This is a genomic window from Stutzerimonas azotifigens (genome assembly GCF_013522725.1).
Lineage (GTDB): Bacteria > Pseudomonadota > Gammaproteobacteria > Pseudomonadales > Pseudomonadaceae > Stutzerimonas > Stutzerimonas azotifigens_A.
On the sequence record NZ_JAAMRF010000013.1, the window covers coordinates 1 to 15,345 of the forward strand.

Sequence of the window (15,345 nt, forward strand, 5' to 3'; positions counted from 1 at the left end):
CCCCTGCTGCGCGAACTACAGAATGGCCAGGGCAGTGCCCAGCACAGGCCGGATATACGAATGCAACCGCGCTGACGACAGGATCGAAAAGCTATTCCTCACTGCTTGTGGGGAGAGTCCATATACCAGTTGTTAGGCTTTTACGCAAAAAGGTGTGGGTCACGAAATCGCGTGCATATGTGGCCGCGAACAGGTTCAGGACGACCCCAGATATCGTTCAGAGCGAATTGCTTGCCGAACACTGTTATAGCTAAACCCTCAGCGGTACGTTCGCCGAAGTTTTCTGGAGCAATGATTACTGCCAGAGACATGCCTACGATGTAGCTAATAGGAAGGTTCCAGTGATCCTTTCCTATCTGTAGCCCACCTTCCATATTGAAGGACAATCGTGGGTCTAACTCCCCCTCGTGAGCGATTGGGGTGCGGCCAAAATTGTATAGGGCATCGTGAAACGACATTCCGTCAAAGCTGCAACCCTTAAAGACATTGCCCGTTGCTACGGCTGTAATTAACACCTCTTCATCTTGAAGAAAAGTCTTTATACGTTTCCCGACGCCCTCTTTGGGACGACGTTTCTTGGCCGTTTTATCTATGGCGGGGAATAAATTCACCAGGGCTCCCTCGCAGTCTTGAGACTCTAGACGCTCAATACATTGCTGGAGACGGCGACTAACCCCACTCGGTGCATTCATGTTTTAGCCCTAACTATAATTAGACACCAAGTGGTGTATAAGACGCTGGACGGGATTGGTGCATAACATTCCGTGTCATCGAGGCTCTCCTTGCCTAGGGTGGGCGTTTCCGGGGGAGGGTGGAAGTATAAGGGAGTTATACGCCACGGATGGGACGCCGTGTTTGCTCGGTCAGCGCGAGCAGATAGGTTCGAACACTACGTGATCGTTACGGAGTGTGTCCATTGGGCGTGAATCAAGCGCCGCGCGTTTTGCTCAATGTTGACGGGCGCTCAAGATGACTCCGGGCGTAACCACCTATCTTCCTTCACCGCTGTCTCACGCCGTGGTGCTTCTACCAGGCAAATCAGTCGCTGGCCGCCTTGTGGTTCGTTGCGGCCGATCCCGTCAGGCGCATCGCTACCTTAAAGGTCAGCACTCCACCTCACGCCCGCTTCTAGTGCCCTGCTGCACAAACCAAGTGCTCTGATTCAGACCAAACGATCCACCGTTTCCGCTCGGATTCTGTAAGTCGTTGATCCGAAAGCGGATCGTTTGGGTGGCACGCTTTCTGCTCTTTCCTCCGCTGTCGGCCCGGCGTGCAAACGGGGCGGCCGGGCCCGTGGGGCTCGACTTTCGAGAAGCGCTTGCGCCCCTGTGCGACGCGCTCGAGCAATCCGCCTTGCGTTCAGAGGAGTGCTTCACCATGACTCTGCAATACGTCCCTATCATCGACCTGGCGCCGTATTTCGCCGGTACGCCGGAAGGCAAGCAGCAGGTGGCCAAGGCCGTCGACCAGGCCTGTCGAGACATTGGCTTTCTGGTCATCACCAACCACCAGATCCCCACCGAGCTCATCGAGCGCGTGTCGCGTCTCACGCGGCAGTTCTTCGCGTTGCCGTTGCCGGAAAAGCGCAAGGTCGATCGGCCCAGCCCGGAAATGGTGCGTGGCTACAGTGCCGTCGCCGAGGAGAGTCTGTCGTATTCGCTGGAAGAAGCCTCGCCGGGTGATCTGAAGGAGTCCTTCTCCATCGGCCCGAGCGACGTGCCGCACGAGGACTATTACCACTGCGCCGCCGCCGGGCCGCACTTCGCACCGAATGTCTGGCCCACCGGCATCGAGGGTTTCGAGCAGGCCTATCGCGAGTACTTCGAGGCGATGAGCGAGCTGTCGCAGTCGCTGATGCGCCTCTTCGCGCTGGCGTTGGCGCTGCCGGAGACCTTCTTCGACGACAAGATCGACAAGCACATCAGCATGTTTCGCAGCCTGAGCTACCCGGACGTGAAGGGGGAGGTCGAGCCCGGCCAGATGCGCGCCAGCGCCCATACCGATTACGGCAGCCTGACCATCGTCAAGCCAGACAATGCCCTGGGCGGGCTGCAGGCGCGCAACCGCCAGGGCGAGTGGGTGGACGTGCCCTACGTGGAAGGCGGCTTCGCGGTGAACATCGGTGACCTAATGATGCAGTGGACCAACGACCAGTGGATTTCCACGCTGCATCGCGTGGTGAACCCGCCGCAGAACAGCCCCACCGATAATGGCCGCCAGTCGCTGGTGTTCTTCCACCAGCCCAATTACGACGCAGTGATCGAGTGCCTGCCCGGCTGTTGCAGCGCCGCCAATCCGCCGCGCCATGCGCCGGTCACCTCCGGCGACAACCTGCTCTCCAAGTTCGTCAAGCAGACCACCTTCGGCAAAGGCCTGGAGGTCGCATGAACACGCTCTCCTACGTCAACGTCTTCGCCAGGGACATCGAGGCCCTGAGCGGCTTCTACCGCGAGCTGTTCGGCTTCCGGAACATTCCTGAGATCGCCTCGCCGATCTTTCGCGGGCTCGACACCGGCAAGTCCTGCATCGGCTTCAACGCGCTGGAGGCCTACGACTTGCTGCACCTGGAGGAACACGCCGACACCCGCGGCTGCAAATTCCTGCTCAACATCGATGTCGAGGCGCAGCAGGAGGTGGACCGCCTGGTGCCCATCGCCCGCGACCTGGGGGCGACCCTGATCAAGGCGCCGTACCTGACCTATTACAACTGGTATCAGGCCGTTCTGCTGGACCCGGAAAAGAACGTGTTTCGCATCAATTACATGCTTTGACCTGCACTGCCTTCCGATAGCCAACTTCAGGAAAACGACAATGCTGAATCAGTTCATGAAACGGACCTTGTGTGCGGCGGTAGCGCTTGGCCTTGCGGGCGCGGCGGGGACGGCAGGGGCGCAGGAGGGCCTGACCCTCGACAAGCCGGCGAAGATCGCCATGCTCTACATCAGCCCACGCAACGACGGCGGCTGGACCCAGGCGTTCGACGAGGCGCGGCAGAAGCTCGAAGCCGAGCTCGATACGAAGATCCAGTACGTCGAGAGCGTGCCGGAGAACGCCTCCTCGATCCGCCCGGCGGTGGATCGGCTGATCCAGCGCGGCGCCAATGTCATCGTCGGCACCGCCTTCGGCTATTCGGACACCTTCAAGGAGCTGGCCGACAAGTACCCGAACGTGGCCTTCCTCAACGGCTCGGGCACCACCAACAGCGCGAATCTTGAATCCTTCTACGGGCGCACCTACGAGAGCCAGTACCTGTGCGGCATGGCCGCCGGCGCGGCCTCCAAGACCGGCAAGCTCGGCTTCGTCGCGGCCAACCCCTTCGGCCAAGTGAACTGGACGGTCAATGCCTTTGCCCTCGGCGCGCAGCAGATCAACCCGGACGCCACCGTCACGGTGGTCTACACCGGCGCCTGGAACGATCCGGTCAAGGAACGCGCCGCCGCCATGGCGCTGATCGATTCCGGCGCCGACGTCATCGGCCAGCACGTCGACAGCCCGACGCCGCAGATCGTCGCCCAGGAGCGTGGCGTGCACGGCACCGGCCACCACCGCGACATGAGCGAATTCGCCCCGGACGCCACGGTCTGTTCCTCGGTCTGGGTATGGGACAAATTCCTCGCCCCGGAGCTGAAAAAGATCAGCGCTGGCAACTGGACACCGCCTGAGCATGGCGCGCTGCTGTCCATGGCCGAAGGCGGCACCGACGCGGCTTGCTGCGGCCCGGCGGTCTCCGAAGAGAACAAGGCGAAGATCATGGCGGCCCGCGAGGAACTGATCAAAGGCGAGAAGAAGATCTATGCCGGCCCCATGGCAGACCGTGAAGGCGCCGAGCGCATCGCCGAGGGCGAGGTGATGGCCGACTCCGCGCTGTGGCAGATGGACTGGTTCGTCAAAGGTGTGACGACGCAGCAATGAGTGCGCAAAACGCCCTCCAGCTCAGCGGCATCAGCAAGTCGTTCGACGGCTTCATGGCCCTGTCCCATGCGGATTTCACCGCCCGCTGGGGCGAGGTGCACGCGTTGCTCGGCGAGAACGGTGCGGGCAAGTCGTCGTTGATGAACATCGCCGCTGGCCTCTACGCACCGGAGAGCGGCTCGCTGCTGATCGACGACAACCCGGTGCGCTTGAGCGGCCCGCGCGACGCCAGCCGCTATCGCATCGGCATGGTCCACCAGCATTTCAAACTGGTGAAGCCGTTCACCGTGGCCGAGAACATCCTGCTCGGCCTTCCCGAGCAGCCCGGCAACAGCACCTTCACCGGCAGCCACCGCCAGCGCCTGCGCGCGCTGGAGGCGCAGATCCGCGCGAAGGCCGCGCAGTTGGGCTTTGCCATCGACCCGGGGCAGTCGACCGACAGCCTTTCGGTGGCCGAGCAGCAGCGGGTGGAGATCCTCAAGGTGCTGCTGGCCGGCGCGCGCATCCTGATCCTCGACGAGCCCACCGCGGTGCTCACCGATCAGGAGGCCGAGCGCCTGCTCGAAACGGTGCGCGCCTTCGCCCGGCAGGGCGCGGCGGTGGTGCTGGTCACCCACAAGATGAGTGACGTGAAGCGCTTCGCCGACCGTGTCACGGTGATGCGCGGCGGGCGAACGATCCAGACCCTCGATCCGCAGAGCGTCTCGGTGCCCGAGCTGGTACGCCTGACGGTGGGCGAATCGGCGCCGGCCAGCGAGTACCAGCCGGCCACGCCCGGCGAGGTGCGCCTGCAGGTGCGCGACCTGCGCTCGCGCGGCGGCGGGCATGGTGCGCTCAACGGCGTGACGCTGAGCCTGCGCGCCGGCGAGATCTACGGCATCGCGGGCGTCGGCGGCAACGGCCAGAGCGAACTGGCCAATGTGCTGATGGGCCTGCCCGAGCCCTGCGAAGGCGAACTCGAACTGGCCGGTTTCGGCGACCTGCGTCGGGCCAGCAGCGAGCAACGCCGTGAGTTGCGCATCGCCGCGATTCCGGCCGATCGCTATGGCACCGCGCTGGCCGGCGAACTCTCGGTGGCGGAGAACTTCGGCGTCGGGCAGATCCACAGCGGGCGTTACGGTTCGTTCTTCAACCTGCGGCGCAAGCGCCTGGAAAGGGAAGCCGCCGAGGCCGTTGTTGGCTTCGACGTGCAGGGCGTGCGCTCGCTGAAACAGAAGGCCGCGCTGCTCTCCGGCGGCAACGCGCAGAAGCTGGTGATCGCCCGCGAGTTCTCCCGTGACCCGCAATTGGTGCTGGTGCACAGCCCCAGTCGAGGGCTGGACGTGCGCGCCAGCGCCGCGGTGCATGCGCGGCTGCGTGCCGCCCGTGATGCCGGCGCGGCGGTGCTGGTGATCAGCGAAGACCTCGATGAAGTGTTGGCGCTCGCCGACCGCATCGGCGTGATGAATTCCGGGCGGATCGTGGCCGAGTTCGAGCGTCCCGCCGATCGCCAGGCCATCGGCAAGGCGATGGTCGGCCACGCCGGTGCAGCCATGAATGAGATGAACCATGAATGAACAGGTACGCCCCGTGATTCTCGAACAGGCCCGGCCGGCGGCGAAGCTGCCCTTGCTCGCCCGGCGCTATGCCCTGGAGGTCCGCCAGCAGCTGGCGTGGTCTTGGCAGGTGCTGATTCTCGGGCTGGCGCTGCTGCTGGGCCTGGGCATCTCGGCGGTTATCCTGATCGCGGCCGGGGTGCCTGCCGGCGAGCTGCTCAATGAGTTCGTCGTCATGACGGTGTTCGATGCCCAGAGCCTGAAGGCCGTGCTGTTCCAGGCCGCGCCGATGATCCTCGTCGGGCTGGCCGGTTGCGTGGCGTTTCGCGCCCGGTTCTGGAATCTGGGGCTGGAGGGCCAGATGATCTGGGGCGCCATCGGGGCGACGGCCGTCTCGCTGTTCCAGATCGGCCCCGAGGCGCTGCGCCTGCCGCTGATGCTGGTCGTGGCGATGCTCTGCGGCCTCGCCTGGGCGCTGGCGCCGGTGCTGCTCAAGCTGCGCCTTTCGGTCAACGAGATCATCTCCACGCTGATGCTCAACTACCTCGCGCTCAACTTTTTGCTGCACCTGCTCTACGGCAGCTGGAAGGACCCGAGGAGTTCGTTTCCGTACTCGCCGCAGTTCCAGCCCTTCGAGCGGCTGCCCGAGCTGTTCGACGGTATAAGCGCGGCGGTGCCCCTGGCGCTGGTGGTCGCGTTGCTGGCGCTGTGGTTCCTCGGCGTTTCCCGCGCAGGGCTGTACCTGCGCTTCGTCGATGCCAGCCCGCGGGTAGCCGGCGCGGTGGGCGTGCCGGTGCGCAAGATGATCATCGGCACGGTGCTGCTCTCCGGCGCCATGGCCGGGATCGCCGGCTTCATGATCATCGCCGGGCAGGAGGGACGGCTGACCCAGTCGTTCTACCAGGGCTACGGGTTCTCCGGGATCCTCATCGCGTTTCTCGCGCGCAACAACCCGGTGGCGGCGCTGGTGGTGGCGCTGTTGATGGCGATGCTGTTCGTCGCCGGGCGCAGCCTGCAGGTGTTCTACCAGATCCCGTTTTCCATGGTGCAGCTGATCCAGGCGATTCTGGTGATCTGCATCGCCTCCTCGGATTTCTTCATCCGCCACCGTATCCGCCGCGTTCAGGGAGGCGAAAGCTGATGGACATGATCGCCAACTGGCTCGGCAACACGCCGGACTTCGCCGTGCCCTTCGCCCTGGCAGCGCTGGGGCTGATCCTCACCGAGCGCGCCGGGGTGCTGGCCCTGGGCGCCGAGGGGCTGATGCTGGTCGGTGCGCTGGCCGGCATCGGCGCGCAGCTGGCCTATGGCGCCCCGGGCGTTTCGCTGCTGCTGGCGATGGGCGCGGCGGCGGTGGTGTCTCTGCTGTTCGCGCTGATGGTGCTGGTGCTGCGCATCAACCAGGTGATCGCCGGATTGGCGCTGGTGTTCTTCTGCCAGGGGCTGACCGGGTTGCTCGGCACGCTGCTGGACTGGACCAACAAGCCGGTCCGGGGCCTGGGCGCGGTCGAGCTGTGGCCGCTGTCCGAGTTGCCGCTGGTGGGCAAGGTCTTCGTGCAGAACCCGCTGGTGTTCATCACCCCGTTGATCTTCCTCGCCGTGGTCTGGTTTCTCGGCCGCACCACCACGGGCCTGCGGATGCGCGCGGTGGGGGAGAATCCGCAGGCGGCGGATGCCGCGGGGATATCCGTGCTCGGCTACCGGCTGGCGGCGATTCTCGCCGGCGCCGCGCTGATCGGCCTGGCCGGCGGCTACATATCGGTGCTCAGCACCAAACTGTGGATCGCCGACATGACCGGCGGGCGCGGCTGGATCGCCGTGGCGCTGGTCATCTTTGCCCGCTGGGCGCCGTGGAAAGCTCTGGCCGGTGCGCTGCTGTTCGGCTGCATCGAGGCGCTGATTCCGCAACTGGCCGCCGCCGGCGTACGCCTGCCGCAGTATTTCGTGCAGATGACACCCTATGCCGTGACCCTCGGCGTGATGATCTGGGTGGCCATGGGTGCGCGTGCCGGCGCCGACCAGCCGGGCGCCCTCGGGGTGCCCTTCATCCGCGAGGAGCGCCGCTGACGGGCGGGCGCCGGGGCGCGGGGCGGCGTGCTAGTCTCGGACAGGCGCGCCGCCCGCAACCCGTACCGCCGTCACACAGGCCGCGAGCCGACACATCTTCGCTCCACCTACTAGAACAAGGGAATCACCATGAGCACCATCCCCCACCTGATCAATGGCGAGCGTATCGCTGGCGCTGGCCGGACTGCCGATGTGTTCAATCCGTCCACCGGAGAGGCCATCCACAAGGTCGCCCTGGCGGATCGCGCGGTCATCCAGCAGGCCATCGATGCGGCCAGGGCGGCCTTCCCGGCGTGGCGGGCGACCCCGCCGGCCAAGCGCGCGCAGGTGATGTTCCGCTTCAAGCAGCTGCTCGAAGACAACGCCGAGCAGATTGCCGTGCTGATCAGCCAGGAGCATGGCAAGACGATCGAGGATGCCGGCGGCGAGCTCAAGCGTGGCATCGAGAATGTCGAGTACGCCTGTGGCGCGCCGGAGCTGCTCAAGGGGGAATACAACCGCAACGTCGGCCCCGACATCGACGGCTGGAGCGACTTCCAGCCGATCGGTGTGGTCGCCGGCATCACACCGTTCAACTTTCCGGCGATGGTCCCGCTGTGGATGTATCCGCTGGCCATCGCCTGCGGCAACTGCTTCATCCTCAAGCCGTCGGAGCGTGATCCGAGCTCGACGCTGTTGATCGCCGAGCTAATGCACCAGGCCGGCCTGCCCAAGGGTGTGCTCAGCGTGGTGCACGGCGACAAGGAAGCGGTCGACGCGCTGATCGAGGCACCGGAGGTCAAGGCGCTGAGTTTCGTCGGCTCGACCCCGATCGCCGAGTACATCTACAGCGAGGGCGCCAAGCGCGGCAAACGCGTGCAGGCCCTCGGCGGGGCGAAGAACCACGCGGTGCTGATGCCCGATGCCGATCTGGACAACGCGGTCAGCGCCCTGATGGGTGCGGCCTACGGCTCCTGCGGCGAGCGCTGCATGGCCATCTCGGTGGCGGTCTGTGTGAGCGATCAGATCGCCGATGCGCTGGTCAACAAACTGGCGCCGCAGATCAAGGCACTGAAGATCGGCGCCGGCACGAGCTGCGGCCTGGACATGGGCCCACTGGTCACCGGCGCGCACCTGGACAAGGTCACCGGCTACGTCGAGGACGGCGTCAAGGCCGGCGCCGAGCTGGTGGTCGACGGTCGAGGCTTGAGCGTGGCCGGCAACGAGAACGGCTTCTTCCTCGGCGGCTGCCTGTTCGACCGGGTCACCCCCGAGATGCGCATCTATAAGGAAGAAATCTTCGGCCCGGTGCTGTGCATCGTCCGGGTCGCCAGCCTGGAAGAGGCGATGGCGCTGATCAACGAGCACGAGTACGGCAACGGCACCTGCATCTTCACCCGCGACGGCGAGGCGGCGCGGCTGTTCTGCGACGAGATCGAGGTGGGCATGGTCGGCGTCAACGTGCCGCTGCCGGTGCCGGTCGCCTATCACAGCTTCGGCGGTTGGAAGCGCTCGCTGTTCGGCGACCTGCATGCCTATGGCCCGGACGGCGTGCGTTTCTACACCCGACGGAAGTCGATCACCCAGCGCTGGCCGCAGCGCGCGAGCCACGAGGCGGCGCAGTTCGCCTTCCCCAGCAACGGCTGAAGAAGGGCGGTGAGCAGAAGGCCAGTCGTGAGACTGGCCTTTTTGTTTGCCGCAGCGGTTGTCGCGGGCCGGGTTGTTTCATAGTCTGCATGCCCCGGCGTGCCTCGCGGCCGCCGTCGTCCTTTCATCTGCGCCGACAGCAGGCTATCGAGCATTGGCATGAGCGACTTTCTGCAACGTACCTCCCTGACTCCGATTCCGGTCCAGCACCCACTGCAAGGTCGGCTGACGCTGCCCGGCTCCAAGTCCATCACCAACCGGGCACTGCTGTTGGCGGCGCTGGCGCGCGGCACCAGCCGGCTCAGCGGCGCGCTCAAGAGCGCCGACACCCACTGGATGGCGCAGGCGTTGCGGGCCATGGGCGTGACGGTGGAGGAGCCCACGGCCGACAGCTTCGTGGTGCACAGCGACGGGCGCCTGGCCGCTGCGCAGGAGGCGCTGTTCCTCGGCAATGCCGGCACGGCGATGCGCTTTCTGACCGCGGCGGTAGCCAATGTCGAGGGGCAGGTGGTGCTCGATGGCGACGAGCACATGCGCAAGCGCCCGATCGAGCCGCTGGTGCAGGCGCTACGCGGCCTGGGGTTGGATATCTCGGCCAGCGGCGGCTGCCCACCGGTGACCGTGCAGGGCGCGGGTCGCCTGCGCGGCGGGCGCATCGAGATCGACGGTGGGCTGTCGAGCCAGTATGTCTCGGCGCTGCTGATGGCTGCCGCCTGCGCCGAAGGCCCGTGCGAAGTGGCGCTGCTGGGCAGCGAGATCGGCGCGCGCGGCTACATCGATCTGACGCTCGCGGCGATGCGTGCCTTCGGTGCCGAAGTGGAGCAACTCGATGCCGCCACCTGGCGCATCCAGCCGACCGGCTACCGTGCCTGCGATTTCGTCATCGAACCCGACGCCTCGGCCGCGACCTATCTATGGGCCGTCGAAGCGCTGACCGGCGGCGCCATCGACCTGGGCGTGCCGGCCGATGCCTTCATCCAGCCCGATGCCCGGGCCAAGGCCGTGATCGACACTTTCCCGGAGATGCCTGCGGTGATCGATGGCTCGCAGATGCAGGACGCGATCCCGACGCTCGCCGTACTGGCGGCGTTCAACCGCACCCCGGTGCGCTTTACCGGCATCGCCAACCTCAGGGTCAAGGAGTGCGACCGCGTCGCCGCGCTGGCCACCGAGCTGTCGCGCATCCGTCCGGGCTTGGGCATCGAGGAGGGGGACGACTTGCTGGTCGCCTCGGACCCGTCGCTGGCCGGTCAGCACCTGCCGGCGCGCATCGAAACCTACGCCGATCATCGTATCGCCATGAGCTTCGCCCTTGCCGCGCTGAAGATCGACGGGCTCGAGATTCTCGACCCCGGTTGCGTGGCCAAGACCTACCCCGGCTACTGGGACGCGCTGCAAGCGCTCGGCGTGCACTACCGCTGAGCCTGGGCGGTCACGGCCCGCTCGCGCAGAGGACGCGCGAGCGTGTACGGATGCCGTTCGTGCTGGCGCTCAATCCATCGAATCGGTAGTCGAAGAGGCGTCTGCCGGCTCGCAGGTGACCTCGGCATAAGGCCGGTCCGGTGAATATTCACCAGGGACGCGCTCGATCACCTGGCTGTTCGGGTCGACCGTGAACGTCGGCGTGCTGGCCGCGGTGGTGCGGTCTTCCGGTGCCATGTGGAATTCGCAGGAAGCCATCTGGTCGCTCTGGTTCGTGACCTTCACGGCACGCACCCCTACCAGCTCGGGCCCGTTCTGCGTGTTCAGCGGAACGCCCATTGGTTCGACGACCAGATCCATGCCGTTGAGGTGGCTGACGATATCTACCTTGGCGGACTGGGCGAGCGCGGCAGAGCTGAGCAGAGCCGCGCAAACGGCAAACAAGGGCTTGAGCATGGAGCCTCCTGGTTGGGTCGGTTACCCATAGGAGATGAGCGAGGCTCCGTAGTTCGCCTAGGTACGCGCAAAGTTGATTGCAGCGTGTTGATCCGTGCCGCGCATCGCGGGTTTGGGCCATCGGTCGCCATTCGAGGCGTGCCCGGCGTTAACGGGTGTGGCGGTTATTGCGAGGTACGTGCCGCCTCTTCCAGGCGGCGGTTGCTCTGCCGGTTGGCCTCGTCGATCTGCTGCTGCAGCTGCGCCAGTTGTTGTTGCGCCTGTTTGGCTTGGTGGGCCTGGAGCGCGGCGGTGGCGGCGGTTTCGCCGGCGCCGCAGCCGGCCAGGGCGAACAGGCTGACGAGCAAGGTGAGGGCGTGGCGCATATCGAGTTCCTGAGGTGTGAGCGTAGGCGCCGACTCTAGCGCAGCCCCACATGCCGGGGCGTGATCGACTCTGCGCTGCGGCGTCCTTGGGCGCTGGCCCGCGCTCGGCTCAGCTCTTCTTGACGAATTCGGACTTGAGCTTCATCGCGCCGATGCCATCGATCTTGCAATCGATATCGTGGTCGCCATCGACCAGGCGGATGTTCTTCACCTTGGTCCCGACCTTGACCACCAGCGAGGAGCCCTTGACCTTGAGGTCCTTGATCACGGTCACGCTGTCGCCGTCCTGCAGCGGGTTGCCCACCGCGTCCTTGATCACCTTGTCGCCTGCGCCGGCGGACTCTTCGCTGGGCAGGGACGACCACTCATGGGCGCATTCGGGGCAGACCAGGATCAGGCCATCTTCATAGGTGTATCCGGATGCGCAGGCGGGGCAGGGCGGCAATGTACTCACAAGGTTCCTCGGAACGGGGCGGAAAAAGCCGCGGATTGTATAGGGTTTTGTCTCCGGCTGCCGGACCTGGCGCGGCTTCGGGGCAACCATCAATTGCGGCAATGAACGCTATCAGCTTTGTCTGTTTCACCGGGGCGGGGCACGCGGCGCAGTATTCACCCCGTAGCCACTTCCCAACCCTTCGAGGAACCCGATCATGAAAACTGAAACCATCGCCGCGCTGTTCATCGCTGCCCTGGGCGCCGCCAGCAGCTTCGCCGCCACCGACCTGGTCGCCGAAGGTGGCGCCGAACGCACCGGCATCCACCGCATTGTCGAAGACGGCGCCGATCGCGTCGGTGCTCATCGTTTGGCCGAAGGCGGTGCCGAGCGCACGCTGAACCGTCGCGTTGCCGAAGATGGCGCTGACCGCGTGGGGGCCAATCGTCTGGCCGAAGGTGGTGCCGAGCGCACGCTGAACCGTCGTGTTGCCGAAGACGGCGCTGACCGCGTTGGCGCACATCGTCTGGCTGAGGGCGGCTCCGAACGCACCCTGATCGGGCGTACCGCTTGATTTAAGGTCTGCATTATCAAAGGGCGCCAGTGGGCGCCCTTTTTTGTGCGCGGGCCGCAAGGAGCGCCGTGGCCGTGGCGGTAGCCCTTGGGTAGCATCGCGTCTTTGCCTGGGCAGAGCAGGACATGGAACAGCGCGGAATCTTGAAATCCTGGAACGAGCAGAAGGGCTTCGGCTTCATCCGTCCGCAGAGCGGCGGTGCCGAGGTGTTCGTTCATATCTCCAGCGTGCGGGGCGACCGGCGTCCGGTGGTGGGTGATCGGGTGCTGTTCGTGGGCGGTCGCGACGAAAAAGGTCGGCTGCGCGCCGAGCATATGCGTCTGGATGCCGGACTGGCCCTGGATCAGCCTGCGATCCGGCGAAAGCCCAGGGCCGCCAACGCCTCCAAGCCAAGCAAGGAGGCGCGGCGCTCCTCGCCGGCCGCTGGCGTTCGCTACCTTCCCATGAAGCTCGTCGTCTTCACGCTACTCTGCGCTCTGCCGCTGTGGGGCGGGTTGCAGCCGCTGCTGGCGGGGCGGATACCGGTCGCGTTGTCGATCTATGGCGCGGCCAGTCTGGTGACCTTCCTGCTCTATTGGCGCGACAAGCACAGCGCGATGAAGGATCGCTGGCGCACCCCCGAGAGCCGGCTACACCTGTTCGAACTCATCGGTGGCTGGCCCGGTGCGCTGGTCGCCCAGCAGCTGCTGCGGCACAAGACGCGCAAGCTGAGTTTCCAGTTGCCGTTCTGGTTCATCGTCCTGGCGCACCAGACGTTCTGGATCGATCTGCTGTTCCTGCGCAGCGCTTTCGGCGCCGAGCGCCTGCGGCCGTTGCTCGGTCTCTAAGGCGGGGCTATCACAGGGTTTATTGATCTACGCCAGGGTACGCACGGGGAGCGGGGCTTAGAGTCGCGCCCATAAGAAATGGACGTGTACCGACAGGATCTTTCCCATGCGCTTCGTGTTTTTCGCCCTGTTCTGCTGCCTGGTTTCGCTGGCCCATGCCAACGAGGAGGCCGCTGCCCGATTCAACGCCCTGATGGCCGACGACACGCTGCGACAGCAGGCCTACACCGCCGGGCAGGAGCGCATCGTGCTCTGCGGCCATTGCCACGGCAGCGATGGCAACAGCAAGCGCGAGCATATCCCGAATCTGGCCGGTCAGAATCCGCGCTACCTGTTCAGTTCGTTCGAGAAGTTCGCCGACGGCCAGCGCAGCGACTACGTGATGTCGCAGCTGGCGCAGATCCTTTCGATGGAGGAGCGGGTCAACATCGCCGTGTACTTCAGCCAGCAAACGGTCAAACCCAAGGCCCAGAAAGTCGACCCGGCGCTGAGTCTCAAGGGCGCCGCGGTGTTCAAGAACACCTGCATCGCCTGCCACGGCGCGCATGCCCAGGGTCAGGAAAACGCGCCTCGACTGGCCGGCCAGCCGGCCGAGTACCTGCGGCGCACCCTGACCCGGTTTCGCAACAAGGACCCGAGCCGTGCTGGCTCGCCGATGCTGCCCATCGCGGCCATCCTGTCGGAGCAGGACATCACCGCGCTGGCGGCTTACCTGTCGCAGCTGTCGGCGACGGCTCAGTAGGCGTCTTTCAGTGCGCGGTAGCGCTCTTCGAGTTCCTGGCGGATCTGCCGGCGCTGCTGCGCCTGGGCGAAGCGCCGCTTCTGGTCGGGCGTCTGCGGCTCCAGCGGTGGCACCGTGGTCGGCTTGCCGTTGGCATCCATCGCCACCATGGTGAAGAAGCAGCTGTTGGTGTGGCGTACGGTCTTCTCGCGGATGTGTTCGGTGATCACCTTGATGCCGACCTCCATCGAAGTGTTGCCGGTGTAGTTGACCGAGGCGAGGAAAGTCACCAGCTCGCCGACGTGGACCGGCTGGCGGAAGTTGACCTGATCGACCGACAGCGTGACCACGTAGTGGCCGGCGTAGCGGCTGGCGCAGGCATAGGCCACTTCATCCATGTACTTGAGCAGCGTTCCGCCGTGCACGTTGCCGGAAAAGTTGGCCTGATCCGGGGTCATCAGCACGGTCATGGACAGTTCTGCGCTTCCTAATAGCATTGCATCGAAACTCGTTTGAGGGCGGGTTCGCTAACTGTAGTGGATTGCCCGCCCCGGTGGCGAACGGGGCGCTTCAGTCGTATTCGGAGGGTTCGTGATCGCCCAGCAGCCGGCGCTGGCGCGGCGTGGCGGCGGCGAGCACCTGGGGGTCGAAGCGCCACTCCAGATACGGTGAAAACTTCTGCGCCACCATGCGCTGGCCATAGTGCACCTGCAGCAGGTAACGGATGCGGTCGCCGCTTAGGTTGCGGCTGCCGGCGTGCCAGAGGTCGCTGCGAAACAGCAGCACGTCGCCGGCGTCGCAGAGCACCGGCTCGGCAGCGCGGCCGCGCCAGTGGGTTTCGCCCCCTGCCGGCGCGCGACCGGCCCGGTGGCTGCCGGGAATCACGCAGGTCGGGCAGAGGTCTTCGGTGATCCGGTCGATGAACAGGTGCGCGGTGAGGATCTGCATCGGCACGCGAAAGTCCGGGTCAGCCAGCAGGGATTCGGGCAGCTCCATCACCTGGTAGTCCTGGTGCAGATCGCCGCCGATGAAGCCCGGATGGCAGCGCCAGGCGGTCTGGCCGATCATGTGGCAATCGGCGCCGAGCGCGGCCTCGGCCAGCTCGATCACGCCGGGCAGGTCCAGATAGGGCAGCCACAATGGGTCACGGTTGAACACGCATTTGTAGTGGTCGACCAGGCCGGTGTAATCCCAATGCTCGGGACGCAGGGCGTCGATCGCCTCGTGCAGTTCGGCGATCCGGCCGGCGTCGAGCACACCGCGCAGCAGGACAAAGCCGTCGCGGTGCAGGGCCTCCAGGCCAGCGGTGATGCGTGGGTCCGAGGGTTTCACCGGTCCTCCCTCTCCAGGTTTTGGGCCGAGGGTACGAGTCGTTCTTGTTTGAGACCGACAGGTTGCTGAAAGGTC

Annotated in this window: 17 protein-coding genes; 11 read left to right on the forward strand and 6 right to left on the reverse strand. The window is 65.3% G+C overall.

Going from position 1 to position 15,345, the window contains the following annotated elements; genetic code table 11:
- Positions 1 to 140: 140 nt before the first annotated feature.
- Positions 141 to 611 carry a hypothetical protein gene (locus G7026_RS20910; protein WP_219858535.1) on the reverse strand — a complete coding sequence of 157 codons (471 nt, stop codon included), beginning with the start codon at positions 609 to 611 and terminating at the stop codon, positions 141 to 143.
- A gap of 766 nt (positions 612 to 1,377) precedes the next feature.
- Here G7026_RS20910 and G7026_RS20915 point away from each other — a divergent pair.
- The 8 genes from G7026_RS20915 to G7026_RS20950 all read left to right on the forward strand — a co-directional run bounded on the left by G7026_RS20915 (position 1,378) and on the right by G7026_RS20950 (position 10,562).
- Positions 1,378 to 2,388 (forward strand): isopenicillin N synthase family dioxygenase, encoded by a 1,011-nt coding sequence (locus tag G7026_RS20915; RefSeq protein ID WP_181072991.1) that lies wholly within the window; start codon positions 1,378 to 1,380, stop codon positions 2,386 to 2,388.
- The gene (locus G7026_RS20920) at positions 2,385 to 2,771 is read left to right on the forward strand and encodes a VOC family protein (RefSeq protein WP_181072992.1); all 387 of its coding nucleotides are present in this window, start codon (positions 2,385 to 2,387) and stop codon (positions 2,769 to 2,771) included. The genes G7026_RS20915 and G7026_RS20920 overlap by 4 nt, the downstream gene beginning before the upstream one ends.
- Before the next feature lie 40 nt (positions 2,772 to 2,811).
- Positions 2,812 to 3,912 (forward strand): BMP family ABC transporter substrate-binding protein, encoded by a 1,101-nt coding sequence (locus G7026_RS20925; protein ID WP_181072993.1) that lies wholly within the window; start codon positions 2,812 to 2,814, stop codon positions 3,910 to 3,912.
- Positions 3,909 to 5,468: an ABC transporter ATP-binding protein gene (locus tag G7026_RS20930; protein ID WP_181072994.1), complete on the forward strand. Its 1,560-nt coding sequence runs from the start codon at positions 3,909 to 3,911 to the stop codon at positions 5,466 to 5,468. Before G7026_RS20925 ends, G7026_RS20930 begins: the two co-directional genes overlap by 4 nt.
- Positions 5,461 to 6,588, forward strand: coding sequence for an ABC transporter permease (locus G7026_RS20935; protein ID WP_181072995.1), 1,128 nt, complete (start codon positions 5,461 to 5,463; stop codon positions 6,586 to 6,588). The genes G7026_RS20930 and G7026_RS20935 overlap by 8 nt, the downstream gene beginning before the upstream one ends.
- A complete protein-coding gene (locus G7026_RS20940; RefSeq protein WP_181072996.1) occupies positions 6,588 to 7,514 on the forward strand; it encodes an ABC transporter permease in 927 nt (308 codons plus the stop codon). The genes G7026_RS20935 and G7026_RS20940 overlap by 1 nt, the downstream gene beginning before the upstream one ends.
- 129 nt (positions 7,515 to 7,643) lie before the next feature.
- Positions 7,644 to 9,140: a CoA-acylating methylmalonate-semialdehyde dehydrogenase gene (locus G7026_RS20945; protein WP_181072997.1), complete on the forward strand. Its 1,497-nt coding sequence runs from the start codon at positions 7,644 to 7,646 to the stop codon at positions 9,138 to 9,140.
- A 159-nt stretch (positions 9,141 to 9,299) separates the two neighbouring features.
- Complete coding sequence (locus G7026_RS20950) at positions 9,300 to 10,562, forward strand: 3-phosphoshikimate 1-carboxyvinyltransferase (RefSeq protein WP_219858536.1); 1,263 nt, start codon at positions 9,300 to 9,302, stop codon at positions 10,560 to 10,562.
- A 69-nt stretch (positions 10,563 to 10,631) separates the two neighbouring features.
- On the opposite strand, the gene G7026_RS20955 is transcribed toward G7026_RS20950, so the two are convergent.
- The 3 genes from G7026_RS20955 to G7026_RS20965 form a co-directional block, all read right to left on the reverse strand.
- Positions 10,632 to 11,018, reverse strand: a complete 387-nt coding sequence (locus G7026_RS20955; protein WP_181072998.1) for a hypothetical protein — start codon at positions 11,016 to 11,018, stop codon at positions 10,632 to 10,634.
- A gap of 164 nt (positions 11,019 to 11,182) precedes the next feature.
- Positions 11,183 to 11,383, reverse strand: a complete 201-nt coding sequence (locus G7026_RS20960) for a hypothetical protein (RefSeq protein WP_181072999.1) — start codon at positions 11,381 to 11,383, stop codon at positions 11,183 to 11,185.
- Between the two features lie 109 nt (positions 11,384 to 11,492).
- Positions 11,493 to 11,837: a zinc ribbon domain-containing protein YjdM gene (locus G7026_RS20965; protein WP_181073000.1), complete on the reverse strand. Its 345-nt coding sequence runs from the start codon at positions 11,835 to 11,837 to the stop codon at positions 11,493 to 11,495.
- A gap of 196 nt (positions 11,838 to 12,033) precedes the next feature.
- On the opposite strand from G7026_RS20965, the gene G7026_RS20970 reads away from it, so the two are divergent.
- The 3 genes from G7026_RS20970 (at position 12,034) to G7026_RS20980 (ending at position 13,959) form a co-directional block, all read left to right on the forward strand.
- The gene (locus G7026_RS20970; protein ID WP_181073001.1) at positions 12,034 to 12,390 is read left to right on the forward strand and encodes a phage infection protein; all 357 of its coding nucleotides are present in this window, start codon (positions 12,034 to 12,036) and stop codon (positions 12,388 to 12,390) included.
- A gap of 125 nt (positions 12,391 to 12,515) precedes the next feature.
- The gene (locus tag G7026_RS20975) at positions 12,516 to 13,217 is read left to right on the forward strand and encodes a DUF1294 domain-containing protein (RefSeq protein ID WP_181073002.1); all 702 of its coding nucleotides are present in this window, start codon (positions 12,516 to 12,518) and stop codon (positions 13,215 to 13,217) included.
- 106 nt (positions 13,218 to 13,323) lie between these two features.
- Positions 13,324 to 13,959, forward strand: coding sequence for a c-type cytochrome (locus G7026_RS20980; RefSeq protein WP_181073003.1), 636 nt, complete (start codon positions 13,324 to 13,326; stop codon positions 13,957 to 13,959).
- Here the strand turns inward: G7026_RS20980 and G7026_RS20985 are convergent.
- Together G7026_RS20985 and G7026_RS20990 are read right to left on the reverse strand one after the other, a co-directional pair.
- A complete protein-coding gene (locus tag G7026_RS20985; protein ID WP_181073004.1) occupies positions 13,953 to 14,435 on the reverse strand; it encodes an acyl-CoA thioesterase in 483 nt (160 codons plus the stop codon). The two genes, G7026_RS20980 and G7026_RS20985, sit on opposite strands and share 7 nt — an antisense overlap.
- A 73-nt stretch (positions 14,436 to 14,508) precedes the next feature.
- A complete protein-coding gene (locus G7026_RS20990) occupies positions 14,509 to 15,270 on the reverse strand; it encodes a phytanoyl-CoA dioxygenase family protein (protein ID WP_181073005.1) in 762 nt (253 codons plus the stop codon).
- Between the last annotated feature and the right edge of the window lie 75 nt (positions 15,271 to 15,345).